The organism is Sphingomonas trueperi, assembly GCF_040545665.1.
GTDB lineage: Bacteria > Pseudomonadota > Alphaproteobacteria > Sphingomonadales > Sphingomonadaceae > Sphingomonas > Sphingomonas trueperi_B.
In genome coordinates this window covers 878165-900249 of record NZ_JBEPMH010000001.1, presented here as the reverse complement: position 1 = coordinate 900249, position 22085 = coordinate 878165, and the positions used below count along the sequence as shown (strand labels likewise).

At 68.8% G+C, this 22085-nt stretch carries 20 protein-coding genes and 1 pseudogene; 4 read left to right on the top strand and 17 right to left on the bottom strand.

Annotated features, from left to right (window positions below; genetic code table 11):
• Positions 1-5: 5 nt before the first annotated feature.
• Entirely contained in the window at positions 6-1472 is a 1467-nt protein-coding gene (locus ABIC65_RS04110) for a flavin-containing monooxygenase (protein WP_354306956.1), read from the top strand.
• Here the strand turns inward: ABIC65_RS04110 and ABIC65_RS04105 are convergent.
• The 6 genes from ABIC65_RS04105 to ABIC65_RS04080 all read right to left on the bottom strand — a co-directional run bounded on the left by ABIC65_RS04105 (position 1469) and on the right by ABIC65_RS04080 (position 6505).
• A complete protein-coding gene (locus ABIC65_RS04105; RefSeq protein WP_354306954.1) occupies positions 1469-2743 on the bottom strand; it encodes a flavin monoamine oxidase family protein in 1275 nt (424 codons plus the stop codon). The genes ABIC65_RS04110 and ABIC65_RS04105 overlap by 4 nt on opposite strands.
• The gene (locus tag ABIC65_RS04100; RefSeq protein ID WP_354306952.1) at positions 2704-3153 is read right to left on the bottom strand and encodes a MaoC family dehydratase; all 450 of its coding nucleotides are present in this window, start codon (positions 3151-3153) and stop codon (positions 2704-2706) included. Before ABIC65_RS04100 ends, ABIC65_RS04105 begins: the two co-directional genes overlap by 40 nt.
• Positions 3154-3618, bottom strand: coding sequence for a GNAT family N-acetyltransferase (locus tag ABIC65_RS04095; RefSeq protein ID WP_354306950.1), 465 nt, complete (start codon positions 3616-3618; stop codon positions 3154-3156).
• Positions 3615-5543 (bottom strand): biotin carboxylase N-terminal domain-containing protein, encoded by a 1929-nt coding sequence (locus ABIC65_RS04090; protein ID WP_354306948.1) that lies wholly within the window; start codon positions 5541-5543, stop codon positions 3615-3617. The genes ABIC65_RS04095 and ABIC65_RS04090 overlap by 4 nt, the downstream gene beginning before the upstream one ends.
• Before the next feature lie 126 nt (positions 5544-5669).
• The gene (locus tag ABIC65_RS04085; RefSeq protein WP_354306946.1) at positions 5670-5981 is read right to left on the bottom strand and encodes a DUF3088 family protein; all 312 of its coding nucleotides are present in this window, start codon (positions 5979-5981) and stop codon (positions 5670-5672) included.
• Positions 5978-6505, bottom strand: a complete 528-nt coding sequence (locus ABIC65_RS04080) for a nuclear transport factor 2 family protein (protein WP_354306944.1) — start codon at positions 6503-6505, stop codon at positions 5978-5980. The genes ABIC65_RS04085 and ABIC65_RS04080 overlap by 4 nt, the downstream gene beginning before the upstream one ends.
• 102 nt (positions 6506-6607) lie before the next feature.
• On the opposite strand from ABIC65_RS04080, the pseudogene ABIC65_RS04075 reads away from it, so the two are divergent.
• Positions 6608-6979: pseudogene (locus ABIC65_RS04075) on the top strand (endonuclease domain-containing protein).
• Positions 6980-7095: 116 nt separating this feature from the next.
• Here the strand turns inward: ABIC65_RS04075 and ABIC65_RS04070 are convergent.
• The 11 genes from ABIC65_RS04070 to ABIC65_RS04020 all read right to left on the bottom strand — a co-directional run bounded on the left by ABIC65_RS04070 (position 7096) and on the right by ABIC65_RS04020 (position 20162).
• Entirely contained in the window at positions 7096-8697 is a 1602-nt protein-coding gene (locus ABIC65_RS04070) for a carboxyl transferase domain-containing protein (protein WP_354306942.1), read from the bottom strand.
• A gap of 131 nt (positions 8698-8828) precedes the next feature.
• The gene (locus ABIC65_RS04065; RefSeq protein WP_354306940.1) at positions 8829-9983 is read right to left on the bottom strand and encodes an isovaleryl-CoA dehydrogenase; all 1155 of its coding nucleotides are present in this window, start codon (positions 9981-9983) and stop codon (positions 8829-8831) included.
• Entirely contained in the window at positions 9980-10348 is a 369-nt protein-coding gene (locus ABIC65_RS04060; RefSeq protein ID WP_354306938.1) for a Rieske (2Fe-2S) protein, read from the bottom strand. The genes ABIC65_RS04065 and ABIC65_RS04060 overlap by 4 nt, the downstream gene beginning before the upstream one ends.
• A 20-nt stretch (positions 10349-10368) precedes the next feature.
• Positions 10369-11646 carry a homogentisate 1,2-dioxygenase gene (hmgA, locus tag ABIC65_RS04055; protein WP_354306936.1) on the bottom strand — a complete coding sequence of 426 codons (1278 nt, stop codon included), beginning with the start codon at positions 11644-11646 and terminating at the stop codon, positions 10369-10371.
• A 123-nt stretch (positions 11647-11769) separates the two neighbouring features.
• A complete protein-coding gene (gene hppD, locus ABIC65_RS04050; RefSeq protein WP_354306934.1) occupies positions 11770-12810 on the bottom strand; it encodes a 4-hydroxyphenylpyruvate dioxygenase in 1041 nt (346 codons plus the stop codon).
• Between the two features lie 51 nt (positions 12811-12861).
• A complete protein-coding gene (locus tag ABIC65_RS04045) occupies positions 12862-14211 on the bottom strand; it encodes an FAD/NAD(P)-binding protein (RefSeq protein ID WP_354306932.1) in 1350 nt (449 codons plus the stop codon).
• A gap of 25 nt (positions 14212-14236) precedes the next feature.
• Positions 14237-14503 carry a DUF6356 family protein gene (locus ABIC65_RS04040; RefSeq protein WP_354306930.1) on the bottom strand — a complete coding sequence of 89 codons (267 nt, stop codon included), beginning with the start codon at positions 14501-14503 and terminating at the stop codon, positions 14237-14239.
• Between the two features lie 72 nt (positions 14504-14575).
• Positions 14576-15445, bottom strand: a complete 870-nt coding sequence (locus ABIC65_RS04035) for an NAD(P)-dependent oxidoreductase (protein ID WP_354306929.1) — start codon at positions 15443-15445, stop codon at positions 14576-14578.
• Positions 15446-15503: 58 nt separating this feature from the next.
• A complete protein-coding gene (gene mprF / locus ABIC65_RS04030; protein WP_354306927.1) occupies positions 15504-18095 on the bottom strand; it encodes a bifunctional lysylphosphatidylglycerol flippase/synthetase MprF in 2592 nt (863 codons plus the stop codon).
• 80 nt (positions 18096-18175) lie between these two features.
• Complete coding sequence (locus ABIC65_RS04025) at positions 18176-18940, bottom strand: AcvB/VirJ family lysyl-phosphatidylglycerol hydrolase (protein WP_354306925.1); 765 nt, start codon at positions 18938-18940, stop codon at positions 18176-18178.
• 169 nt (positions 18941-19109) lie between these two features.
• A complete protein-coding gene (locus ABIC65_RS04020; protein WP_354306923.1) occupies positions 19110-20162 on the bottom strand; it encodes a potassium channel family protein in 1053 nt (350 codons plus the stop codon).
• Positions 20163-20308: 146 nt separating this feature from the next.
• On the opposite strand from ABIC65_RS04020, the gene ABIC65_RS04015 reads away from it, so the two are divergent.
• Both ABIC65_RS04015 and ABIC65_RS04010 read left to right on the top strand, forming a co-directional pair.
• The gene (locus tag ABIC65_RS04015; RefSeq protein WP_354306921.1) at positions 20309-21301 is read left to right on the top strand and encodes a L,D-transpeptidase family protein; all 993 of its coding nucleotides are present in this window, start codon (positions 20309-20311) and stop codon (positions 21299-21301) included.
• Positions 21302-21481: 180 nt separating this feature from the next.
• Positions 21482-22060: a M23 family metallopeptidase gene (locus tag ABIC65_RS04010; protein ID WP_354306919.1), complete on the top strand. Its 579-nt coding sequence runs from the start codon at positions 21482-21484 to the stop codon at positions 22058-22060.
• The last annotated feature ends 25 nt before the right edge of the window (positions 22061-22085 follow it).

The window sequence follows — 22085 nt, the reverse complement described above, 5'->3', positions numbered from 1 at the left end:
AAAAGATGCGCGAACATTTCGACGTGCTCGTCGTCGGCGCGGGGATTTCTGGGATCGGGGCGGGCTATCACCTGCAGACGCAGAGCCCCGGCCGCACCTATGCGATCCTCGAGGGGCGCGAGCGGATGGGGGGTACCTGGGACCTGTTCCGCTACCCCGGCATCCGTTCGGATTCGGACATGTACACGCTGGGTTTCCCGTTCCGGCCCTGGACCGATGCCAAGGCGATCGCCGATGGCGACGCGATCCTGCGCTACCTGGTGGACACCGCGCGCGACTTCGGCATCGACCGGCACATCCGCTATCGCCACAAGGTCGTCGGCGCCGCCTGGTCTAGCGAGGAGGCGCTATGGACGGTCACCGTCGAGACCGGCGGGCAGACCCGCCAGTTCAGCTGCAGCTTCCTCTTCCTCTGCTCGGGCTATTACAATTACGAGCGCGGCCATCTGCCGGACTTTGCCGGCCGCGAGGATTTCCGCGGCCGCATCGTCCATCCGCAATTCTGGACGCCCGATATCGACCATGCCGGCAAGCGCGTCGTTGTGATCGGCAGCGGCGCGACGGCGGTGACGCTGGTGCCCGAGCTCGCCCGCACGGCGGCGCACGTCACCATGCTGCAGCGCTCGCCCAGCTATGTCGTCGCACGGCCCTCGCAGGACCGGATCGCCAACTGGCTGCGGTGCTTGCTTCCGGCCAAGGCGGCCTATGGCCTGACGCGGTGGAAGAATGTGCTGCTCGGCCAGTATTTCTACGGCCTCGCGCGGAAGCATCCGGTCAAGGCGAAGGCGCGACTGGTCGAGATGGTCCGCTGCGAGCTCGACCCCGGCTATGACGTCGCTACTCACTTTACGCCGAGCTACGATCCGTGGGACCAGCGGCTGTGCCTGGTGCCGGATGCCGATCTGTTTGCCGCGATCCGTGGCGGAAAGGCCGACGTGGTCACCGATCGGATCGAGCGGTTCACCCCTGAGGGGCTCAAGCTACAGTCGGGGCGCGAACTCGCCGCGGATCTGGTCGTCACCGCGACGGGGCTGGAAGTGCAGCTGATGGGCGGTGTGCCGGTAACCGTGGACGCCGAAGCGGTCGATTGGTCGCAGCGGCTGACCTACAAGGGCATGATGTTCTCCGGCGTGCCGAACTTCGCGATCGCGTTCGGCTATACCAACGCCAGCTGGACGCTGAAGGCGGACCTCACCGCGCGCTACGTCACCCGGCTGCTGGCCGCGATGGCCAAGCGGGGCATGCGCCAGGTGACGCCGCAGCCCTCGGCGCCGGTCGAGCCGCAGCCCTTCCTCGATTTCACCTCGGGCTATGTCCAGCGCGCGCTGCACCTGTTGCCGCGCCAGGGCCATCGCAAGCCCTGGCGGGTGCACCAGAGCTACACCCGCGACCTGCTGGCGATGAAATATGGCGGGATCGACGACGATATGGTCTTCTCCAACCCCGAGCCTGCCAGGCGCAAGGCCGCCTAGCCGAGCAGCGCGCGGGCGGCGGCAACGCCGGTCTTGTAGGCGCCGTGGACGGTCGAGAACTCCGTGGCCGAGCAGGCCTCGCCGGCGAAGCGGATGCGCGGGTCGATCGGGGTGCTGAGTACCTGCCGGGCCGAGGCGCGGCCGGGCAGGGCATGGCTGTAGCCGCCGCGGATATGCGTCTCGCGGCTCCAGGATGAGCCCGTGAGCAATCGCAACCGCCGCCGACACTTGCCGCCGAGCAGCGCGCACAATTCCTCGATCGCGAAGTCGGCGGCGCCCTGCAGCCCGCGCGCGGCTAGTTCGCGCGCGCCGTCGCCGCCGAACATCGCCTCGATGACCGGCAGGCCAAAGGGGCGGAGCGTATAGGTGCCGGTGATGACGCTGCGCGGATCGCCGAGCAGATGCGCGTTGGCTTCCAGCTCGTCGGCACCCTGGTCGATCGCGAGGAACAGCTTGTCGGCCAGGCCCAGCGGAAGGGCGGCCGCGGCATGGAGCAGGTCGTCATGGCCGGCGAGCATGATGTCGCCCCGCGCCAGGATGTCGGTGGACACGGTGACGATCACCTGCGCCGCCTCCAGCGTGCCGCGCGGGGTCTGCAGCTTGAGGCGGATGCTCGAACGGTCGATCGCGGTGATCGGCGTGGCGAGCGCGGTGCGCAGGCAGCCGGCCTGCGCGGTCACCAGCGCGCCATAGCCGGCAGGCACGCGCCAGTCGGTCTCGGTCGCGGCATCCTCATAGGCGAGATAGTCGGCGATCGAGAGCTTGGCGGTGTCGACGCCGTTGACGAAGCCGCTGATCGCATCGATCCAGACGCTCCACGCGCTGTCCGGCACCAGCGCCGCGCCGGCGCGGTCGCCGGGGGGCGGATCCTTGCGCAGCCGGGTCTCGAACGCGTCATAGGCCTTGGCGGCGTCGCACTGCTCGGCTTGCGAAAAGCCGAGTTCGCGCCATTGCTCGCGCCAGCGAGGCAGCGTCTGGTCGAGCTCGAAGCCGTGCAGCGCGGCGATCTCGACCCAGGGGTTGTGCTCGGCCGAATGGAGCCAGCCGGCGCCCAGGTCGAGCGCCATGCCGTCGACATGCTCGGTCCGCGCACGCCCGCCGAGGCGCGTGTCGGCCTCGACCAGCAGGACGTCCTTGCCGGCATCGGCCAGGGTGCGGGCGGCCCCGATGCCGGCGGCGCCGCCACCGACCACGATCACGTCGAACTGTTGCATCGCCTGCCGAACGCGCGTCAGGCGGATCGGCTGCGCAGCAATGCCGATCGCAGGCATTCGCAAACCAGCTCGTCGCGCTGGTTGTGCATCTGGTGCCGCCAGCTGACGATGCCCTGGCCGGGGCGCGACTTGCTGGGGCGCAGCTCGATCACCTCGGAGGTGGCCCGCAGCGTGTCGCCGAGGAAGACCGGCTTGGGCATGACCAGCTTGTCATAGCCGAGATTCGCGACCAGCGAGCCCGCGGTGGTGTCGGCGACGGTGACGCCGATCATCAGGCTGAACGTGTAGGTGCCGTTGACCAGGATCTGGCCGAACTCGGAGGCGCGCGCCGCCTCTGCATCGAGGTGCAGCGGCTGGGTGTTGTGGGTGAGCGCGGTGAACAGGAGATTATCGGTCTCGGTCACTGTCCGCCGCAGGGCGTGCTCGATGCGGTCGCCCAGCTGCCATTCGTCGAAAAAGCGTGCCATTCAGCCTTCGTCCTGATCGAGTTTCAGCTTGAAGCCGAAATGGCTCTTGGTCCAGCCGAGCTTCTCGTAGAAGCGGTGGGCATCGATGCGATCCTGCTTGGAGGTCAGCTGCACCATCCGGCAGCCGCGGGCGCGGCATTCTGCGACAGCCCATTCGATCATCTGCGCGCCAAGTCCTTGCCCACGAAGGGAAGAGGCGATACGGACCGCCTCGATCTGGCCGCGCCAGGCGCCGCGGAAGGCGATGCCGGGGAGGAAGCTCAGCTGCATCGTGCCCACCACCTCGCCCTCGCGCTCGGCGACAATCAGACGCTGGTTGGGATCGGAATCGATGTCGGCGAAGGCCATCTCGTAGCGCGGGTCGAGCGGCAGCGAGGCATCCTCGCGCCCGCGGCTGAGGTCGTCGTCGTCGAGCATCGCGACGATGGCGGGTAGGTCGGCGAGGGTGGCGTCACGGAAGATCATGCCGCCTTCTCCACGCGCACGAGCAGCGTGCTTTCGGTGACCTGCGCCCCGGCGGTGACCGGAAGTTCGGCAACGGTGCCGTCGAACGGCGCGGTGAGGGCATGCTCCATCTTCATCGCCTCCAGCGTGACGAGCCGCTGGCCCTTGGTGACCGCGGCGCCGGGGGCAACGTCCACCGCGGTGATGCGGCCTGGCATGGGGGCGAGCAGCGCGCCATCCCCTGCAGCGGCGCCGCTCGTAGGGCCGGTGCGTGGCAGCGCGGCGAGAAACGACAGGCCGTCGTCGTTCACCGCCACGCCGTCTGCCACGGGTTCGGCGATAACCGTGGCGGTCCGCCAGTTCGCAGGCAGTTCGGTGACATGTACCTTACCGTCGACGGCTACCGCGACGCGCCGGTTCGGTGCGGCGTTCAGACGGAACCCGAGGGCGCCCCGCCACGGATGGGGTTGTGGTGCGCCCAGAAGGTCGTCGTCCCAACCGTGCAGCATGGTGGGCGCACCCTGATATTCCTGGACGATCAGCGCGGCTGCGGCCTGCCTGACCATGTCGTCGGTTGGCTCTGCCGGAGGCAGCAGTACGTCGCCCTTCTCCGCAATGAAGCCGGTGTTGATGCGGGCAGCCCGGAAATTTTCGTCATCCAGCGCCCGCCACAGGAACGGTGCGTTGGTCTTGACCGGGAAGATGTCCGTTGCAGCGCAGGCCTGGGCAAGGGCTTCGCACGCCTCGACGCGGCTGTCGGCATGCACCACGATCTTCGCGATCATCGGATCGTAGAAGCCAGTGATTTCCGCGCCTTCGTACACGCCGGTCTCGTAGCGGACGTCGGGCGAGGGGCGGAAAATCTCCAGCCGGCCGATGGACGGCAGGAACCCCTTGGCCGGATCCTCCGCATAGAGCCGTGCTTCCATCGCCCAGCCGTTGATCGACAGTTCGTCCTGTCGCATCGGCAGCAGCTCGCCGCTGGCGACGCGGAGCTGCCATTCGACCAGATCCTGCCCGGTGATCTCCTCGGTCACCGGATGCTCGACCTGGAGCCGGGTGTTCATTTCCATGAACCAGATGCGGTCGGCGCGCAGGCCTTCGCTGGCATCGGCGATGAACTCGATCGTGCCTGCGCCGACATAGTCGACCGCCTTGGCCGCGCGCACCGCGGCCGCGCAGATCGCCGCGCGGGTCTCGGCGTCCATGCCGGGGGCGGGGGCTTCCTCGATCACCTTCTGGTGGCGGCGCTGGAGCGAGCAGTCGCGCTCGAACAGGTGGACGACGTTGCCATGGGTGTCGCCGAACACCTGCACTTCGATGTGTCGGGGCGAGAGGATGTACTTCTCGAGCAGCACCCGATCGTCGCCGAAGGAGGAGGCCGCCTCGCGCTTGCAGCTGGCGAGCGCGTCGGCGAACTCCGCGGCGCTCTCCACCCGCCGCATGCCCTTGCCGCCGCCGCCGGCGACCGCCTTGATCAGCACCGGATAGCCCATCGCATCGGCCTCGGACTGCAGGCGTTCGGGCGACTGGTCCTCACCAAGATAGCCGGGGGTGACCGGTACGCCCGCCGCGATCATCCGCGCCTTGGCGGCGTCCTTGAGGCCCATCGCGCGGATGCTGTCCGGCTTCGGCCCGACCCAGACCAGCCCGGCGGCGAGCACCGCCTCGGCGAACTCCGCGTTTTCGGAGAGGAAGCCATAGCCGGGGTGGATCGCCTCGGCGCCGGTTGCCTTGGCCGCGGCGATGATCTTCTCAGCCACCAGATAGCTTTCGCGCGCCGGGGAGGGGCCGATATGCACCGCGTCATCGGCCTGGCGGACGTGGAGTGCGTTCGAGTCGGCGTCCGAATAGACCGCGATCGTGCGCAAACCCATCGCGCGGGCGGTGCGGATGATGCGGCAGGCGATTTCGCCGCGATTGGCGATGAGCAGCGATTTCAGCATTATAGGCGCTCCCGAACCGCGCAAACTTCACGAAGTTCGCGCATGTCGATAGAGAAAATACAGACGGGTTGCGGTCCGATGGCCATGGCCGAGCCTAGGCAGGTTCCGCTTGTGTAGGACAGGCCCTCACGGGTGGCGCTCCGGAAAGCCGTGGCGGGTGTGGAGTGCGGCGAGCACGCCCTCGATATCGTTCACGAAACCGCCTTCGGCAAAGGCGAGCGCTGGGAGGTTCTGGTTCTCCTCGCCCAGGCGCGCCACCACGGCGGCGCGGGGGCGGGGCCAGGGGACGCGCAATACCTTGATGTTCGCAGCGCGCTCCGGGAAGGCCGCGAGCAGGCCCTCCACCGTGATGCAGTCCTTGCAGTAGAAGCGGCGCTCGCCGCCATAGGCGGGATCGGCCCAGTCGGTGTCGAGGACGAACAGCGTGTCGCGGCTCATTGTCCGCATCCCGTGATGCGCGAGGTCCAGGCGAGGCTGGCGACCTTCCAGGCGCCGTTCTCGCGGACGAGGCTGAAGTGATCGGTGCCGCAATGATGCACCTTGCCGTTCAGCCGGAAGACATAGGACGCCCAGACCATCGCGAGATCGCCGTCGATCTCGACCGCGGGGCTGGAAATGCGCTCGTCGAACGTCTCCGGGCCGGGCTGGAAGCGGGTGAGCAGTTCGGCATTGGTCAGGGTGCGGACGGTGCTGGGGCCACCGGCAGCTTCGGTGACGATCGTCGCGCTCGCGCTCGGGAAGAGGACGGCGCCGATCGCCGCGGCATCGCGCGTGTTGATCCCGCCCAGCAGCTTGTCGACCGTCGCGAGCACGGCGCGCTCGTCGCTGCCGTCGGGCGGGGCGAGCGGGTTGGCGGGCGGCAGCTTGGCGGGCGAGGGCACGCTGCGCGGCGGGTTGGCCGCGGGCGGCGGCAGGCCGGCGGTCTGCGGCGCCAGGGTGAGGGCGAGAAGGGGGAGAAGCATAGGGGTGAGCCTTCAGCGATCAGATCCTCCCCCAGCTTGCTGGGGGAGGGGGACCATGCGTAGCATGGTGGAGGGGCGCGCGAAGCGCGAAAGGGAGCGGCGATGCTCAAGGGAAACGGCAGATCGTACCGTCGAGCGAAGCGCTTGCGGCGGGAGATGACGCTGCCGGAGGTGCTGCTGTGGCAAGCATTGCGCGGGCGCGACGGCGAGAAATGGCGCAAGCAGCATCCGGCGGGGCCGTACATACTCGACTTCTAGCGCGATGCGGCGCGGCTGTGTGTCGAGATTGACGGTGAGATGCATGCGCACGGCACTGCGCCTGCCGCGGATGCGCGACGGGATGCGTGGCTCGCCGCCGAGGGGGTGGCGACGCTGCGGATACCGGCGGTGGAGGTGCTGCGAAACCTCGACGGCGTCGTCATGTGGATCGGCGAGGTCGTGGCCGAACGGCGCAAGGATATCTGCGGGGGTTAGGGCGCAGCGCAAGGCTTCCGCCGCCTGCGGCGTCGGCCCCTCCACCACCGACCTGCGGCCGGCGGTCCCCCTCCCCCAGCAGGGCTGGGGGAGGATCTTGGGATGCGCTCCCCCGCTCACATCCGGAACACGCCGAACTGCGGCCGCTCCGGGATCGGTGCGTTGAGCGTTGCCGCCAGCGCCAGTCCCAGCACGTCGCGGGTCTGCGCCGGATCGATGATGCCATCGTCCCACAGCCGCGCGGTTGCGTGCCAGGGATTGCCCTCGTCCTCGTACTTCTGCCGGATCGGCGCCTTGAAGGCCTCGGCTTCCTCGGGCGACCAGCGATCGGCGTCCCGATGGACCGTGGCCAGGACGCTCGCTGCCTGCTCGCCGCCCATCACGCTGATCCGGCTGTTGGGCCAGCTGAACAGGAAGCGCGGCGAATAGGCCCGGCCGCACATGCCGTAATTGCCCGCGCCGAAGCTGCCGCCGATCAGGATGGTGAGCTTGGGCACCGTCGCCGTCGCCACTGCCGTCACCAGCTTTGCGCCATGTTTCGCAATGCCTTCTGCCTCATACTTGCCGCCGACCATGAAGCCGGAGATGTTCTGGAGGAACAGCAGGGGAATGCGCCGCTGGCATGCCAGCTCGATGAAATGCGCACCCTTCTGCGCGCTTTCCGAGAAGAGCACGCCGTTATTGGCGAGGATCGCGACCGGCATGCCCCAGATATGCGCGAAGCCGCAGACCAGCGAGCTGCCGTAGAGCGCCTTGAATTCGTGGAACTCGGAGCCGTCGACCAGCCGCGCGATCACCTCGTGCACGTCGTACGGCGCGCGGACGTCGGTGGGGAGGATGCCGTACAGCTCCTCGGGCGCGTATTTCGGCGGGCGCGGGTCCTTCAGCGCGACATCCGGCACACGATCGGCGGGGAGGTGGCTGACGATGTCGCGGACGATGGTCAGCGCATGTTCGTCATTCTCGGCCAGGTGATCGACCACGCCCGAGCGGCGGGCATGAAGGTCGCCGCCGCCCAGGTCCTCGGCGCTGATCTCCTCGCCCGTCGCCGCCTTCACCAGCGGCGGGCCGGCGAGGAAGATGGTGCCCTGGTTGCGGACGATCACGCTCTCGTCGGACATGGCGGGCACATAGGCGCCGCCGGCGGTGCAGCTGCCCATCACGCAGGCGATCTGCGGGATGCCCTGCGCCGACATGTGGGCCTGGTTGAAGAAGATGCGGCCGAAATGCTCCTTGTCCGGGAACACATCCGCCTGGTGCGGCAGATTGGCGCCGCCGCTGTCGACCAGGTAGATGCAGGGCAGACGATTGGCCTCGGCGATCTCCTGCGCGCGGAGATGCTTCTTCACCGTCATCGGGTAATAGGTGCCACCCTTCACGGTGGCGTCGTTGCACACGATCATCACCATGCGGCCGGAGACGCGGCCGATACCGGCGATCACCCCCGCGCCGGGGACTTCGCCGTCATAGAGGTCGCAGGCGGCGAGCTGGCCGATCTCGAGGAACGGGCTGCCGGGATCGAGCAGCCGCTCGACCCGCTCGCGCGGGAGCAGCTTGCCGCGTGCGACATGCTTGGCGCGGGCGGACTCGCTGCCGCCGAGCGCCGCCTGTGCGACATCGGCGCGGAGCTTCTCGGCCAGCGCGCGGTGATGCGCGGCCTGGGCGCGGAACGGGTCGCTGTCCGGGTTGACGGCGGTGGGAAGGATAGGGGCGGTCATCGCTTAAAGCCCCTCCCCTTCAGGGGAGGGGTTTGGGGTGGGGAATGAGCTGGGAGCGAGTCCGGCGTTAGGGGAGCAGTGCCCCACCCCAACCCCTCCCCTGAAGGAGAGGGGCTTAAGAAGTGCGCCCATCACGCCGCCCCCAGCAGTTCGCGGCCGATCAGCATCCGGCGGATCTCGTTGGTGCCCGCACCGATGTCGAGCAGCTTGGCGTCGCGCAGGAAGCGCTCGACCGGCCAGTCCTTGGTATAGCCGGCGCCGCCCAGCGCCTGCACCGCCTCGCCGGCGACGCGGAAGGCGTTCTCGCTCGCCAGCAGGATCGCGCCGGCCGCATCGAAGCGCGTCGTCTTGCCCGCATCGCAGCTGCGCGCCACGGCATAGACATAGGCCCGCGCCGAATTGAGCGCGACATACATGTCGGCGATCTTGGCCTGCATCAGCTGGAAGCTGCCGATCGCCTGGCCGAACTGCTTGCGCTCGCGCAGGTACGGCAGGACCACGTCGAGGCACGCCTGCATGATGCCGAGCTGGATGCCGGCGAGCACCGTCCGCTCATAGTCGAGCCCGCTCATCAGCACCGCGACGCCGCCGTTGAGCGGCCCCATCACGTTGGCCTCGGGCACTTCGCAATCGGTGAACACCAGTTCCGACGTGGGCGAGCCGCGCATGCCCATCTTGTCGATCTTCTGGCCGATCGCGAAGCCGGGCATGTCCTTCTCGATCAGGAAGGTCGTGATGCCGCGCGACCCTTCGCCCGTCTTCGCATAGACGACGAGGGTATCTGCGTAGGCCGCGTTGGTGATCCAGAACTTGGTGCCGTTGAGCACATAGCCGCCCTGCACCTTCTCGGCCTTGAGCTTCATCGAGACCACGTCCGATCCCGCGCCGGCCTCGGACATCGCCAGGCTGCCGACATGCTCGCCCGAGATCAGCTTGGGGAGGTACTTGGCCTTCTGTTCTTCATTGCCCCAGCGGGCGATCTGGTTGACGCAGAGGTTCGAATGCGCGCCGTAGCTGAGGCCGATCGAGGCCGAGGCGCGGGCGACTTCCTCGCAGGCGATGACATGTTCGAGATAGCCGAGGCCAAGGCCGCCATCGGCCTCCGGCACGGTGATGCCGTGCAGGCCCAGCTCGCCCATCGCCGCCCAGAGCTCGTCGCGCGGGAACCAGTCCTCGGCGTCGATCCGCGCGGCGAGGGGGGCGATCTTGTCGCGGGCGAAGCGCGCGGTCGTGTCGCGGATCATGTCGGCGGAATCGCCGAGGGCGAAGTCGAAGTCCGGGGTCATTCTGTGTCCTCTCCAACGGTCACGATCATGCCGTCGATTGTTGTCACGGGCCATGGAAGCAGTCGCGCGCCGACGCAAGGGCCGCCGACGCACCGGCCCTCCTCCACGGTGTAGAGCGCGCCATGCCAGCTGCACTGGATATGGGTGGCATCGGGGGTGAGATAGGCGTCGAGCGCTTGGCTGAGCGGCACCGGCATGTGCGCGCAGCGATCGACATAGCCGAAGACCTGGCCGCCCTTGCGCACGACGAAGCCGTGGAAGCGGCCCGCGCGCATCTCGAGCACGAAGTTGCGCGCGGTGCCGTCGGGGATCAGGTCCAGCGGGCCGAGGGTCACGCCGGCGGGGGTGGTCGTAAGGCGGTCCATTTAGATCGTAGCGCCCAACGTCACGGCAGCTGCGCCTTGGGGAAGCCTTCCCACACCGCATCATAGTCCGGCTGGGCGTGCGCCAGCGCGTGCTCGGTCGGGCGATAGGGCCAGCAGGTCTCGACCATGAAGGCCATGGTGCCCTCGATCTTGTGCGGCTTGAGCTCGGCATTCGTCGCGCCGCGCCAGCTGGCTACATCCGGGCCGTGGCCCGCCAGCAGATTGTGCAGCGACAGGCCGCCGGGAGCGAAGCCTTCCGCCTTGGCGTCGTACGCGCCGTGGATCAGTCCCATCGCCTCGCTCATCACGTTGCGGTGGAACCAGGGTGGGCGGAACGTGTCCTCGGCGACCATCCACCGCGGCGGGAAGATCACGAAATCGGCGTTCGCCCGGCCTGCGACGGTGCTGGGCGAGGTGAGCACGGTGAAGATCGACGGATCGGGATGGTCGAAGCTCACCGTGTTGATCGTGTTGAAGCGCGCGAGATCGTAGCGATAGGGCGCGAGGTTGCCGTGCCATGCAACCACGTCCAGCGGGCTGTGGGGCAGCGAGGTTATCCACAGATTTGCCAACGACTTTTGCACAAGCTGGAACGGTTCGTCGCGATCCTCGAACCAGGCGGCGGGCGTCTCGAAATCGCGCGGGTTGGCGAGGCCGTTGGCGCCGATCGGGCCGAGATCGGGCAGGCGAAAGAACGCGCCGTAATTCTCGGCAACATAGCCGGCGGCGCTGCCTTCGGGCAGCAGCACGCGGAAGCGGACGCCGCGCGGGATCACCGCGATGCCGCCGGGGGCGATGTCGATCCGGCCGAGCTCGGTCAGCAGCACAAGCGCACCAGCCTGGGGGATGAAGAGCAATTCGCCGTCCGCGTTGACGAAGGCGCGATTGTCCATGTCGCGATTGGCGAAATAGCGATGGACGACCACGCCTTCGAGGTCGGCGGGATCGCGGGTGGCGAGCATCGTCGCCATGCCGTCGATCCAGTCGACCGGCGCGGACGGAGCGGGGATCGGGTCCCAGCGCAGGCGGTTGGGCGCGAGCGGCTTCGCCGGCGTGTGCGGCGAGAAAAGCGGGGCGCCGTCATAGGGCTGGTAGGGCGGGTGCTCGGCACTTGGGCGCAGGCGGTAGAGCCAGCTGCGGCGGTTCTCGGCGCGCGGCGCGGTGAAGGCGGTGCCGGAGAGCTGCTCGGCATAGAGGCCATAGGGCGGGCGCTGCGGGCTGTTGCGGCCGATCGGCAGGGCGCCGGGCACGGCTTCGGTCGAGACATGGTTGCCGAAGCCGGGGAAATAGTGGGTCACGTGGCTCGTCCTCTCCAGCGCGTCTCCCCTTTTGGATCAGGACGGGGAGGGGCGTTCGGTGGGGCCGGGGTATGCCACATGTTCCTGCGGCGGCACCCCCGGCTCTCTCCCTCTCCGAACCGGTCAGGCGTCGACCTTGATCACGCCGCGGCGGATCTGGTCGAGCTCGATGCTCTCGAACAGCGCCTGGAAATTGCCGTTGCCGAAACCTTCATTGCCCTTGCGCTGGATGATCTCGAAGAAGATCGGCCCGAACATCGTCTCGGTGAAGATCTGAAGCAGGATGCCCTCATCATTCTCCACCGACCCGTCGATCAGGATGCGGTTCTTGCGCAGCCGTTCGAGGTTCTCGCCGTGGCCGGGGACGCGCTTGTCGACCAGCTCGTAATAGGTCTCGATCGTGTCCTGCAGCCGCACGCCGCGGGCGCGCAGCCGCTCGACCGTGTCGTAGATGTCGTCGGTGGTGAGCGCGAGGTGCTGGATGCCCTCGCCATTATACTCGCGAAGGAATTCCTCGATCTGGCTGGCGTCGTCCTGGCTCTCGTTGAGCGGGATGCGGATCGCCTTGTCGGGCGCAATCATCGCCTGGCTGAACAGGCCCGTCGCCTTGCCCTTGATGTCGAAATACTTCTGCTCCTCGAAGCCGAAGAGCGTCCGGTAGAATTCGCTCCACACCCGCATCTGGCCGCGGCGGACATTGTGGGTGAGGTGATCGAGCAGGTCGAGGCCGACGCTGTTCGCCGCCTCCGCTTCGCGCCAGCCGGGGAACTCGGCCCAGTCGGCATAGAGGTCGGTCTCGTCCTGGATGAAATAGAGGTAGGAGCCGCCGATGCCCTGGATGACGGTGTCGTCCTCGTCCGTAGGCTTGCCGCCATGGGCGAGCGCCCATTCCATCGCCTTTTTGGGGTCCGATACGCGGAACGCCATCGCGCTGGCCGAGGGGCCATGCTCGCCGCGGAAGGCCGCGACGCGGCCGGCATCGTCACGGTTGAGCATCAGGTTGATGCGGCCCTGCTTGTAGCGGGTGATGTTCTTGCGCGGATGGCGGTGGCTGGCAACGAAGCCCAGCTGCTCGAACTGGCGCGCCATCGCGTCCGGATCGGGCGAGGTGAACTCGACGAACTCGAAGCCGTTGAGGCCGAGCGGATTGGCGGTATCGGTCATGGCCGACCTGATACCCCAACTCGCGATTTAGTGTCAAATGTTACCAGTTCGCTACAGACCCTCGCCGCCGACCCAATGCGCGTTAGAGAGGCGGCGCGCGACGGCCCAGGTCTGGGTGCGGATATCGGGCACCGCGACGATCTCCCAGAAGGCGCCGCGGGTCATCGGACCCAGCGCGTAGAGATTGGCATTGGCGGTACCGTCAGCGGCGATGGTCTGGCCCTGGTTGTCGACGTCGATGCCGATATGCGCGGGGTCGGGGCGGATCACGCCGCGGGCGGCGAGGCGCTGGAGCAAGGGCTCGCGCGAGCGGGCGAGGTCGCCGAGCGGGCCGGTGCAGTTGACGATGCGCTGGGCGAGGATCGTCTCGGACGCATCCTGTCCGCGCGGGCGCAGGGTGACGGCGATGCCGTCCGGGCCTTCGCCGAAGTCCAAGGTCTTCGCGGCGCGCACCGCCAGCTGGCCGCGATCGATCAACGCCTGAAGCCGGGCATGGACCTCGGGGGCAAGCCGGTGGCGGTGGACGTCCCACCAGGGGCGGAGATGGCGGAGGAAGCGGGCGCGCTCGTCCTCGCTGGCATTGGCCCACATCGGCTGGGTGAAGGGGCGGAGTTCGTCGACCGCGTTCCGCCAGCCGACCTGCCCGGCGCGGTCGCGCACGGTACGGACCAGTTCGGATGCCTTCGTGCGGGGGCGCTCGCGGATCCTGTCCCAGTCCTGCCCGGCGGCATGGGGGCGGGGGAGCAGGCCACGTCGGGAGACGGCGACGATCTTGCCGCCGAACCCGCGTGCCTCCAGCAGCAGCGCCACGTCGACCATGGTGAGGCCGGTGCCGATCACCAGCACGGTATCGCTGTCGGAAAGGCCCTCGGGCACGCCCGGGTCCCACGGATCGCCCTTGTAGCGGGTGATCGAGAGCGTGGCGGGATCGAGCCCCGGCGGATCGTGCGGCGGCAGGTTGCCGACCGCGAGCACCGCGGCATCGGCGCGCAGCGTGCCGTCGGCCAGCTGGAGCGTCGCGCCGTCGGCATCGAAGGTCACGTCCTCGACCTCGCCGCGGACGAGGCGCAGGCGATCGGGATAGCGGGCGAGCGTATCCTCCAGCATCTCGCGCAGATACTCGCCATAGACGCGGCGCGGCACGAAGCTGGTCGCGGCATGCTCCACCCCGCGCGCCTCGAGCCAGCGGACGAGGTGCCCCGGATCGTCCGGCAAGGCGCTCATGTTCGCGGCGCGGACGTTGAGCAGGTGCGACGGGTGGGCGGCGCCATAGGCGAGCCCGGTGCCCGCCACCGGCGCGCGCTCGATCAGGGTCGCGCGCGGACCTTCGTGGCGGATGAGGTTGATCGCCTGGAGCGTGCCCGAAAAGCCCGCGCCGATGATGGCGACGTGTTCGATCATGGTTGCGGCTCCCCCGATGCCGGCGTCAGATTTCGTAGTCGAGCTGCCACTCGGGCTGGCGGAAGGCGGGCTGCTGCTCGGCAAAGGCTGGCTGGCGCGCCTTCATCTGGGCGTAGAGCCGCTTCACCGAATCGCTCGCGGTGCGGACGAACAGGAAGGGCAGCACGGCGTGGACGATGCAGGCGGCGCCGCCGACCATCATCGTCATGCCGAACTTCGCAGCGGTGGCGGCATGCTCGCCATAGCTTTCGCCGACGCTGCGCGGATGGGCGAGGAAAAGCCGAGTGATCATATGGGAAATGTACGCGCGATCCGGCGCGGAGGGAAGGGCGGACGCGGATGAAGCGCGCCGCCCTTCCGACGATCAGAGCTTGGCGATCGTTTCCGCCAGCGCGGTCACGTCGACGTCGCTGCCTTCGGTGGCCACCGTCTCGGTGAGGTGCGCGCGGACCAGGTCGAGCAGCGGCAGCTTGGCGCCGACGGCTGCGGCCGCCTCACCGGCGAGGCGCATGTCCTTCAGGCCCAGCGGTGCGGCGAAGCCGGCGGGGCGGTGGCGGCGCTCGGCGATCGGCGGGCCATAGACCTTGTGGATCGCGCCGTCGAAGATCGTGCCGGAGAAGACCTCCAGCATCTTCTCGCGGGCGACGCCGCCCTTCTCGCCGAGCGACATCGCCTCGCCATAGGCCTCGACGGTGGCCATGATCATGAAATTGCCGGCAAGCTTCACCAGATTGGCGGCCGAGGGCTTGTCGCCCATCGGGAAGGTGACACGGCCGAGCGCATCGAGGATCGGGGCGGCGGCCTCAATCGCGTCGGGCGACCCGGCGGCGACGATGGCGAGCTTGCCCTGCGCGGCGACCGGCGGGCGGCCGAACACCGGCGCCGAGACGAAGTGATGCCCTGCCTCCGCATGGCGCGCGGCCAGCTTGTCGGCGGTCGCGACCGCGATGGTGCTGTGCGACAGGTGCAGCGCACCCGGCGCCATGCCCGCGAGCACGCCGTCTTCGCCGTCGAGGATCGCGTCCAGCGCGGCATCGTCCGCCACCATGGTCAGCACGGCCTGCGCGCCGTCGGCGGCCTCGCGCGGCGTGCGGGCGAGGCGGGCGCCGCGTTCGGTGAGCGATGCGGCCTTGTCGGGCGTGCGGTTCCAGACGGTAAGCGTGTGTCCGGCATCGAGCAGCGCGCCCGCCATGCCGATCCCCATCTGTCCGAGCCCGAGAAATGCGAGGTCCATGCGTGTCTCCCTGGATTGCGGTGCAGCATGTGGGGTGCGGGGCACGGAACCCAAGGGGCTATCCGCCGATCAGCACCGCCGCGTCGATGAGCGCCCGCGGCACCGAGACGCCCGGCGTGGTGCCGATATAGCGCGGCACCCAGGCGGGGCCGAACTTCTGCTTGAACGACCGCAGCCCGGAGAAGCCGTACAGCCGCTCGCCATGGCCATAGACCGCGGCGCCCAGCCGCGACCAGATCGGCGCGAGCGGGCCGGGCTTGAGGCCGGAAAGCGGCGCCATGCCGAGGTTGAAGCGCTGGAAACCCTGCGCCGCGCCATATTGCAGCAGGCGGACGAACAGCAGGTCCATCGCGCCATAGGGGGTGCCCGGCAGGTGCCGCATCAGGTCGACCGAGATTTCCTCGCGGTTGGGCGTCTCCCACAGATTGGCGAAGGCGACGATCTCGCCCGCCAGCCGCAACACGGCGCAATCGAAATGCGACAGATAGTCGGGATCGAAGCGGCCGAGGCTGAAGCGCTTCTCGGCGCCCGTCTTGTCCGCCAGCCAGGCATCGGAGACGCGCTGGAGTTCGGGGAGGAGGCTAGGCACCTGCGCAGCGGGCACCACCTCGAACACCAGGCCCTCGCCTGTCGCGCGCTTCACCGAATAGCGCAGCGACTTGAACTGCCCGCCCTTGAGGTCATAGCCCTGGCGGAGATCGACCACCGCTTCCTCGCCATATTTGAGCGGCTGGAGGCCGAGTTCGACGACCAGCGGCAGCATCGCCGCGCTGACCTGGAACAGGCAGAGCCGGCCGCGCGCGGCATCGCAGCGGCGGCGGATCTCCCAGATCAGCTCGGACCAGGCCTCTTCAGGGCCGACGGGATCGCCCATCACGATCCAGGTGCGGCCCTGCACGCGGTACATCAGGAAGGCGTCGCCCGACGTAGAGACCAGAAAGTCCTTGTCGCCGGTATAGGCGAGCATTGCATCGGCACGGCTGGTGACCGCGATCGCGCGCTCGGCGACTTGCGGGTCGAGCGCCTGATGCTCGCGCACCCGTGGTGCTGCGGACATCAGCCGCCAGAAGGCCCAGCCGACCAGCAGCATCGTCGCGCCCAGCGTCGCGCGCAGGAAGCGGGGAGCGTTGCCGCGCCAGGCGAAGTCCCACCACAGGTCGTCGCTGTACGGCACGCGCTTGTAGGCGAAGAAGCCGGCCCAGGCGCTCAGCAGCAGCGCGATCAGCGCCGCCGCCCACCACCAGCGCGCGACCGGCGCCGAGCCGATCCCGGCGCTGCGATAGAAGCCGGGGCGGGCATATTGGAGGAGGCCCGCGACGATCAGCAGCACCGTCGCTTCCTCGACATCGATGCCCTTGGCGATCGAGAACACGGCGCCTGCCACCAGCAGCAGCCGAGCGGCGTAGAAGCCGCTCTTCAGCCGCGCCTGCACCGCCGGGGCGATCAGCAGCAGCGCGGTGCCGACCAGGCTCGCCGCGAAGTGCGAGCCCTCGACGAAGGGCAGCGGCAGGATGTCGTGCAAGGGGTGCATCCGGCCATGCGCCGGCGGCAGCGCACCCGATACGAGCAGCACCAGTCCGCCGCCGAACACCAGCAGCGCCAGGAGCGGCGGTACGAGCACCTGTCCGATCCGGTGTGCGACACCCAGGCCGGTGGCGATCGGGTGGCGCAGCCGCCGCCCCTCGATGCCGACCAGCAGGCCGCCGGCGACCAGCAGCGGGAGGAGATAGTAGATGACCCGGTAGAGCAGCAGCGCCGCGAACAAATCGCTGCGGCCGATCGGCACCAGTGCGAGCATCACCGCCTCGAACACGCCGATCCCGCCCGGCACATGGGTGACCAGCGCGATGACGATGGCGAGCGCATAGGCGAGGTAGAAGCTCCCGATCAGCGCCGGATCGGCATGGGGGATCAGCACGAACAGTGCGCCCGAGGCACAGGCGAGGTCGAGCGCGGCGATCCCGATCTGGGCGGCCATCAGCGGCGCCGGCGGCAGCGGCAGGGTCGCACTGCCGATACGCAGCTCCGCCAGTCCGCGGGCGCGGGCCACGACCAGCGCGGCAAAGACGAGCAGCACGGCCAGCCCTGCGCCATGGAGCAGCGCCAGCGGCAAGGTCTGGCCGAACAGCGCGAGGGGCTGCGGGGCGGCGAACAGCGCGATGGCGGTCACCGCGAACACGCCGCTCCAGAATGTGGCACCGGCGATCAGCGTGATGCGGGCGACGTCGGCGAAGTCGAGCCCGGCGGCGCCATATGCCCGCAGCCGCGCGGTGCCGCCGGTGAGCAGCGACAGGCCGAGGTTATGGCTGATCGTGTAGCTGGTGAACGAGGCAAGCGCCGCGGTCCGCCACGGCAGTCGCTGGCCGATGGCCCGCACCGCGAACCAGTCGTACAGGGTGAGCGCGAGATAGGAGGCGGTGGTGAGCCCCAGCGCCGCCGCCAGTCGGGCGGGTTCGATCCGGTGCAGCGCGTGTCGAACGTCGCGGAGATGCACCTCGGCGAGGATCGCGCGCACCGTCTCGAAGCCCAGTGCCGCAAGCGCCAGCGTGACCAGGATCAGCAGCGGCCGGCGATGGCGCGCGAGCCAGGCCAGCGGACCCTGTGCGGTCGGCGGCTCGTCCTCCGGCGCGTCGATTTCGGCGATCTGCATCCAACTCCCCCAACCGCGCCTTTCCCGTGCGCCCGCCCGCCTTACCCCGCCCCAGCGGGGCCGGGCAATCGAGGGCGCGATTATGGCGCAGGCGCGTCCAGATGCGTGCCGAGCACCGGGGCGAGCGCCGCGAACACGGTTCGGACCAGCAGGTCGTGGTCCATGCGGAGGAAATGGCCGCCGGGCAGGGTGATGCGGCGGACGTTGGGGGCGAGCAGGGTGGGGCACAGGCTATCGGTCTCGTCTTGCCCCCGGATGCAGGTGACCGGCAGCCAGTCGAGCGCGCGCGCCGAGGCGGCATCGGCATCCGGTGTGCCGATATAGGCGAAGCCGAGCGGATCGGCGCGGAAATAGGCGTCGGTGCCGGGGACGACGAGCACCAGCGCGGCGACCTGGGCACGGAGCGCGGGCGGGAGCGAGGCCAGGGCCACCCGCGCCATGTCCGCGCCGAAGGACTGGCCGATGACGATCACTTTGGCTGCGCCCGAGCGGCGCCGGGCTTCCCCGATCGCGGTGATCAGCAGGGCCTGCACCTCGGCATGGGTCTGGCGCCGGGCGAAGGCCGTCGAGCTCGCTACCGCATAGACCGGCACCCCGGCCCCGGCGAGCGCCTCGACCACATAGGAGCCCATGCCGTAGCGAAGCCCCATGTCCCCCGAGAGGAACACCGCGGCGACCGGCGCGGTGCCGGGGCGTTCGGGCATGCCGTAGAGGTGGACGGGATCGCGATCGAGGAAGCCGGCGCTCCAATAGACCCCGAAGGCGATCGCGGCGAGCAGCGCTACGAGGGCGGCTGCCCAGCGCTTCCAGGCGATGCGATGGGTGCGGGAGGAGGGTGTCGCCATCGTTGCGCCTTAGGCTGGGGGAGATGAAGAGGGGCTGAAGGGGCACGCATTCTTAGCCCCCCTCCTTGGAGCATCAGGTCGGTCATGCCCCCGGCATGACCTGAACCGCGCGGGGCGGGGTTCACCTGCCGCCCCTGAAGGGGAGGGGCTAAGAAGAAGGCCTGACCCCTCAAAACTTGTTCCGCCCGGCCCGGATCTCCGCCCGCCCGGTGAACAGCGCCCGGGCGCCGGCGGCGACGTCGCGCATCACCACCACCGCCTTGTCGCCTGCTTCCAGCCGCTCGTCGCGGGCGGGGCGGGGGATCGCGCGGCCGTCGGTGCGGTCGATCTGGACGATGAAGACGCTGCCTTCGGCGCGCCGCTCGGCTTCCTCGACGCTCAGGCCCGCCATGGTCGAGCCTTTCGCGACCTCGACCATCTCCACCTCCAACCCCAGCGCGCCGAGCTCGCGCCGCAGCCGGGCCAGTTGCTCGTCGCCCTGGACATGCTCGCGGTGGGGGTAGAGAATCATCCGCGCCATCGCCTCGGCGCCGATATGGGTGGGAAAGACGACGCGGTCGGCGCCGGCATGGATCAGCTTGCGCTCGGTCGTCGGCGCCTCGCCGCGGGCGATGATCTCCAGTTCCGCATTGAGGTTGCGTGCGCTCAGCGTGATGAACACGTTGGCGGCGTCGTCGGGCAGCACCGTCGCCAGCGCCCGCGCGCGCTGGATGCCGGCGGCGATCAGCACCTCCTCCTCGGTCGCGTCGCCGGCCAGGGTGCACAGCCCCGCCGCCTCGGCCTCGGCGCGACGTTCGGGGCCGCGCTCGATCACCACCACCGGCACCGCGGCACGGCTGAGGTCGCGGGCGAGCATCACGCCGATCCGGCCATAGCCGCAGATCACGACATGGTCGGCGAGCTTGTCGATCCGGCTCTGCATGCGGGTTGCTCCGAAAATACTCTGCAATTGCAGTACGGTGAAGAACTGGACGAGCGCGCTGGTGAGCAGGATCATGCCGGTGCAGCCCAGCACCATCGTGCCCATGGTCACGGCGTGGAGATAGGGGGTGTCGATCGGGCGGACTTCGCCGTAGCCGACCGTGTAGATGGTCAGCACGACCATGTAGCTCGCATCGGCGAAGCTCCACCCCGCCGCCATGAAGCCGATCGTCGCCAGCACCGCGACCGCCACCACGAACAGCAGGATCGAAACCAGGTTGCGCACGGGCGAGCCGAGCACTTGTTCCGCTTCTGAAAGGATCCCCCGCATTGCGTTGATAAGGGCATGGGAAGCCGGGCTTGTCCATCGGGGTTTGCCCGCAGCGGCAACCGCAAGGCGAATGCGAACGTTTACCCTGGATCAGGTGAAGGATCGGGAGAGGCTGCATGCGGAAATGGGTGTTCGGAGTTGCCGCGTTGTTCGCCGCGCCTGCCTGGGCGCAGGCCCCGAGCCCCAAGCCGCCGGTGGACCTCAATATCCTCCACGCGCAGGTGATCCTCGGGCATCTCGGCTTCGGGCCCGGCATCCTCGACGGGCGTGCGGGCCAGTCACTGACCGCCGCGGTGCGCGGGTTGCAGGAAGCGCGCGGGCTCAAGGTGACCGGCGTGATCGACCCCGCCACGCTGGCGGTGCTGCACCAGTATCGCGCGCTGCGGCCGGTGCGGACGCTCGCGGTCGGTGCGACGACGATGCAGGGCCCGTTCGTCGACCCGATCCCCAAGGATCTCGACCAGCAGGCCAAGCTTAAGACGCTCGGCTATCGCAACCCGCTCGAGAAGTTGGCGGAGATGTTTCACACCACGTCTGAAGTCATCACCGAACTCAATCCCGGTGTGACGACGATCAAGGCCGGCACGATGCTGCGGCTGCCCAATGCGCTGCCCGGCTCGCGGGACTATCCCACCGACTGGAAGCCCGAATGGCGCCAGACGCTCAGCATGCTCAATGTCGATCCGCGCCAACCCCAGGCGGACCATATCGTCGTCGACAAGTCCGAGGGCGTGCTCAAGGTGTATGGCACGGGCAATCGGCTGGTCGCGCAGTTCAGCGCGACGATGGGCAGTGAACATGATCCGCTACCGATCGGGCGCTGGAAAATCAACGGTGTGGATGCCAACCCTAAGTTTCATTATAACCCAAAGCTGTTCTGGGATGCGAAGAAGGGTGACGATCCGGCGATGCTGCCGCCGGGGCCGAACGGTCCGGTCGGCGTGGTATGGATCGACCTGTCCAAGGACCATTACGGCATCCACGGCACGCCGGAGCCGCAGACGATCGGCCGCACCGAAAGCCATGGCTGCATTCGCCTGACCAATTGGGATGCCGCGCGCGTGGCGCTGATGGTGAAGCCGGGCACCCCGGCGCTCTTCCAGGAATAGCCCCGTGCGCATCGCGGATGTCCCCTCCGCCTCTCGATCGTCATCCCGGCGGAAGCCGGGATCCATTCGCCTCTCGGTCTCGGCAGGCGCTGCAACGGTGACCCCAATGGATCCCGGCTTTCGCCGGGATGACGGTTTCGAGGGCGGTGCGCGGTTGTTGCTGCGGCCTGGAGCCTGATCGTGCGGCGCGTGGGCCTGATCGCAGGGCTGGTCGTGGTGGCGCTGCTGGTGCTGCTGGTGTCGCGCGTCCGCTTCGTGCCGGCAGGGCAGGCGCCGCGGGTCGAGTCCGCCGGGCCGCCGCCGGCGGCACCGGCGGCGGCGGCCGGGCTGGTCATTCCCGTTCAGGGTGTGCCCGCCTCCGCACTGCACAGCAACTGGGGCGAGCCGCGCGGCGACGGCACGCGCGAGCATCACGCGATCGACATCCTCGCCCGCAAGGGAACACCGGTGCTCGCCGCTGCCGCCGGCTCGGTCGAAAAGCACTTCGAAAGCGAGCTCGGCGGCCACACGCTCTACATCCGGACGTCCGATGGCGGGACAGTGTACTATTACGCGCATCTCGATACCATCGGCGTCTCCGAGGGCGCGGCCGTGCGGCAGGGCCAGCCGATCGCCACCGTCGGCAGCAGCGGCAGCGCCGATGGCGGGGCGCCGCACCTGCATTTCGAGGTCAAGCGCATGGCCCCCGGCGAAGGCTGGTGGCAGGGCACCAATGTCGATCCCTATCCGCTGCTTGCGGGAAAGCCCGGGCGGAGCTAAAGGGCCCCGCTCAGCTCTTTCTCAC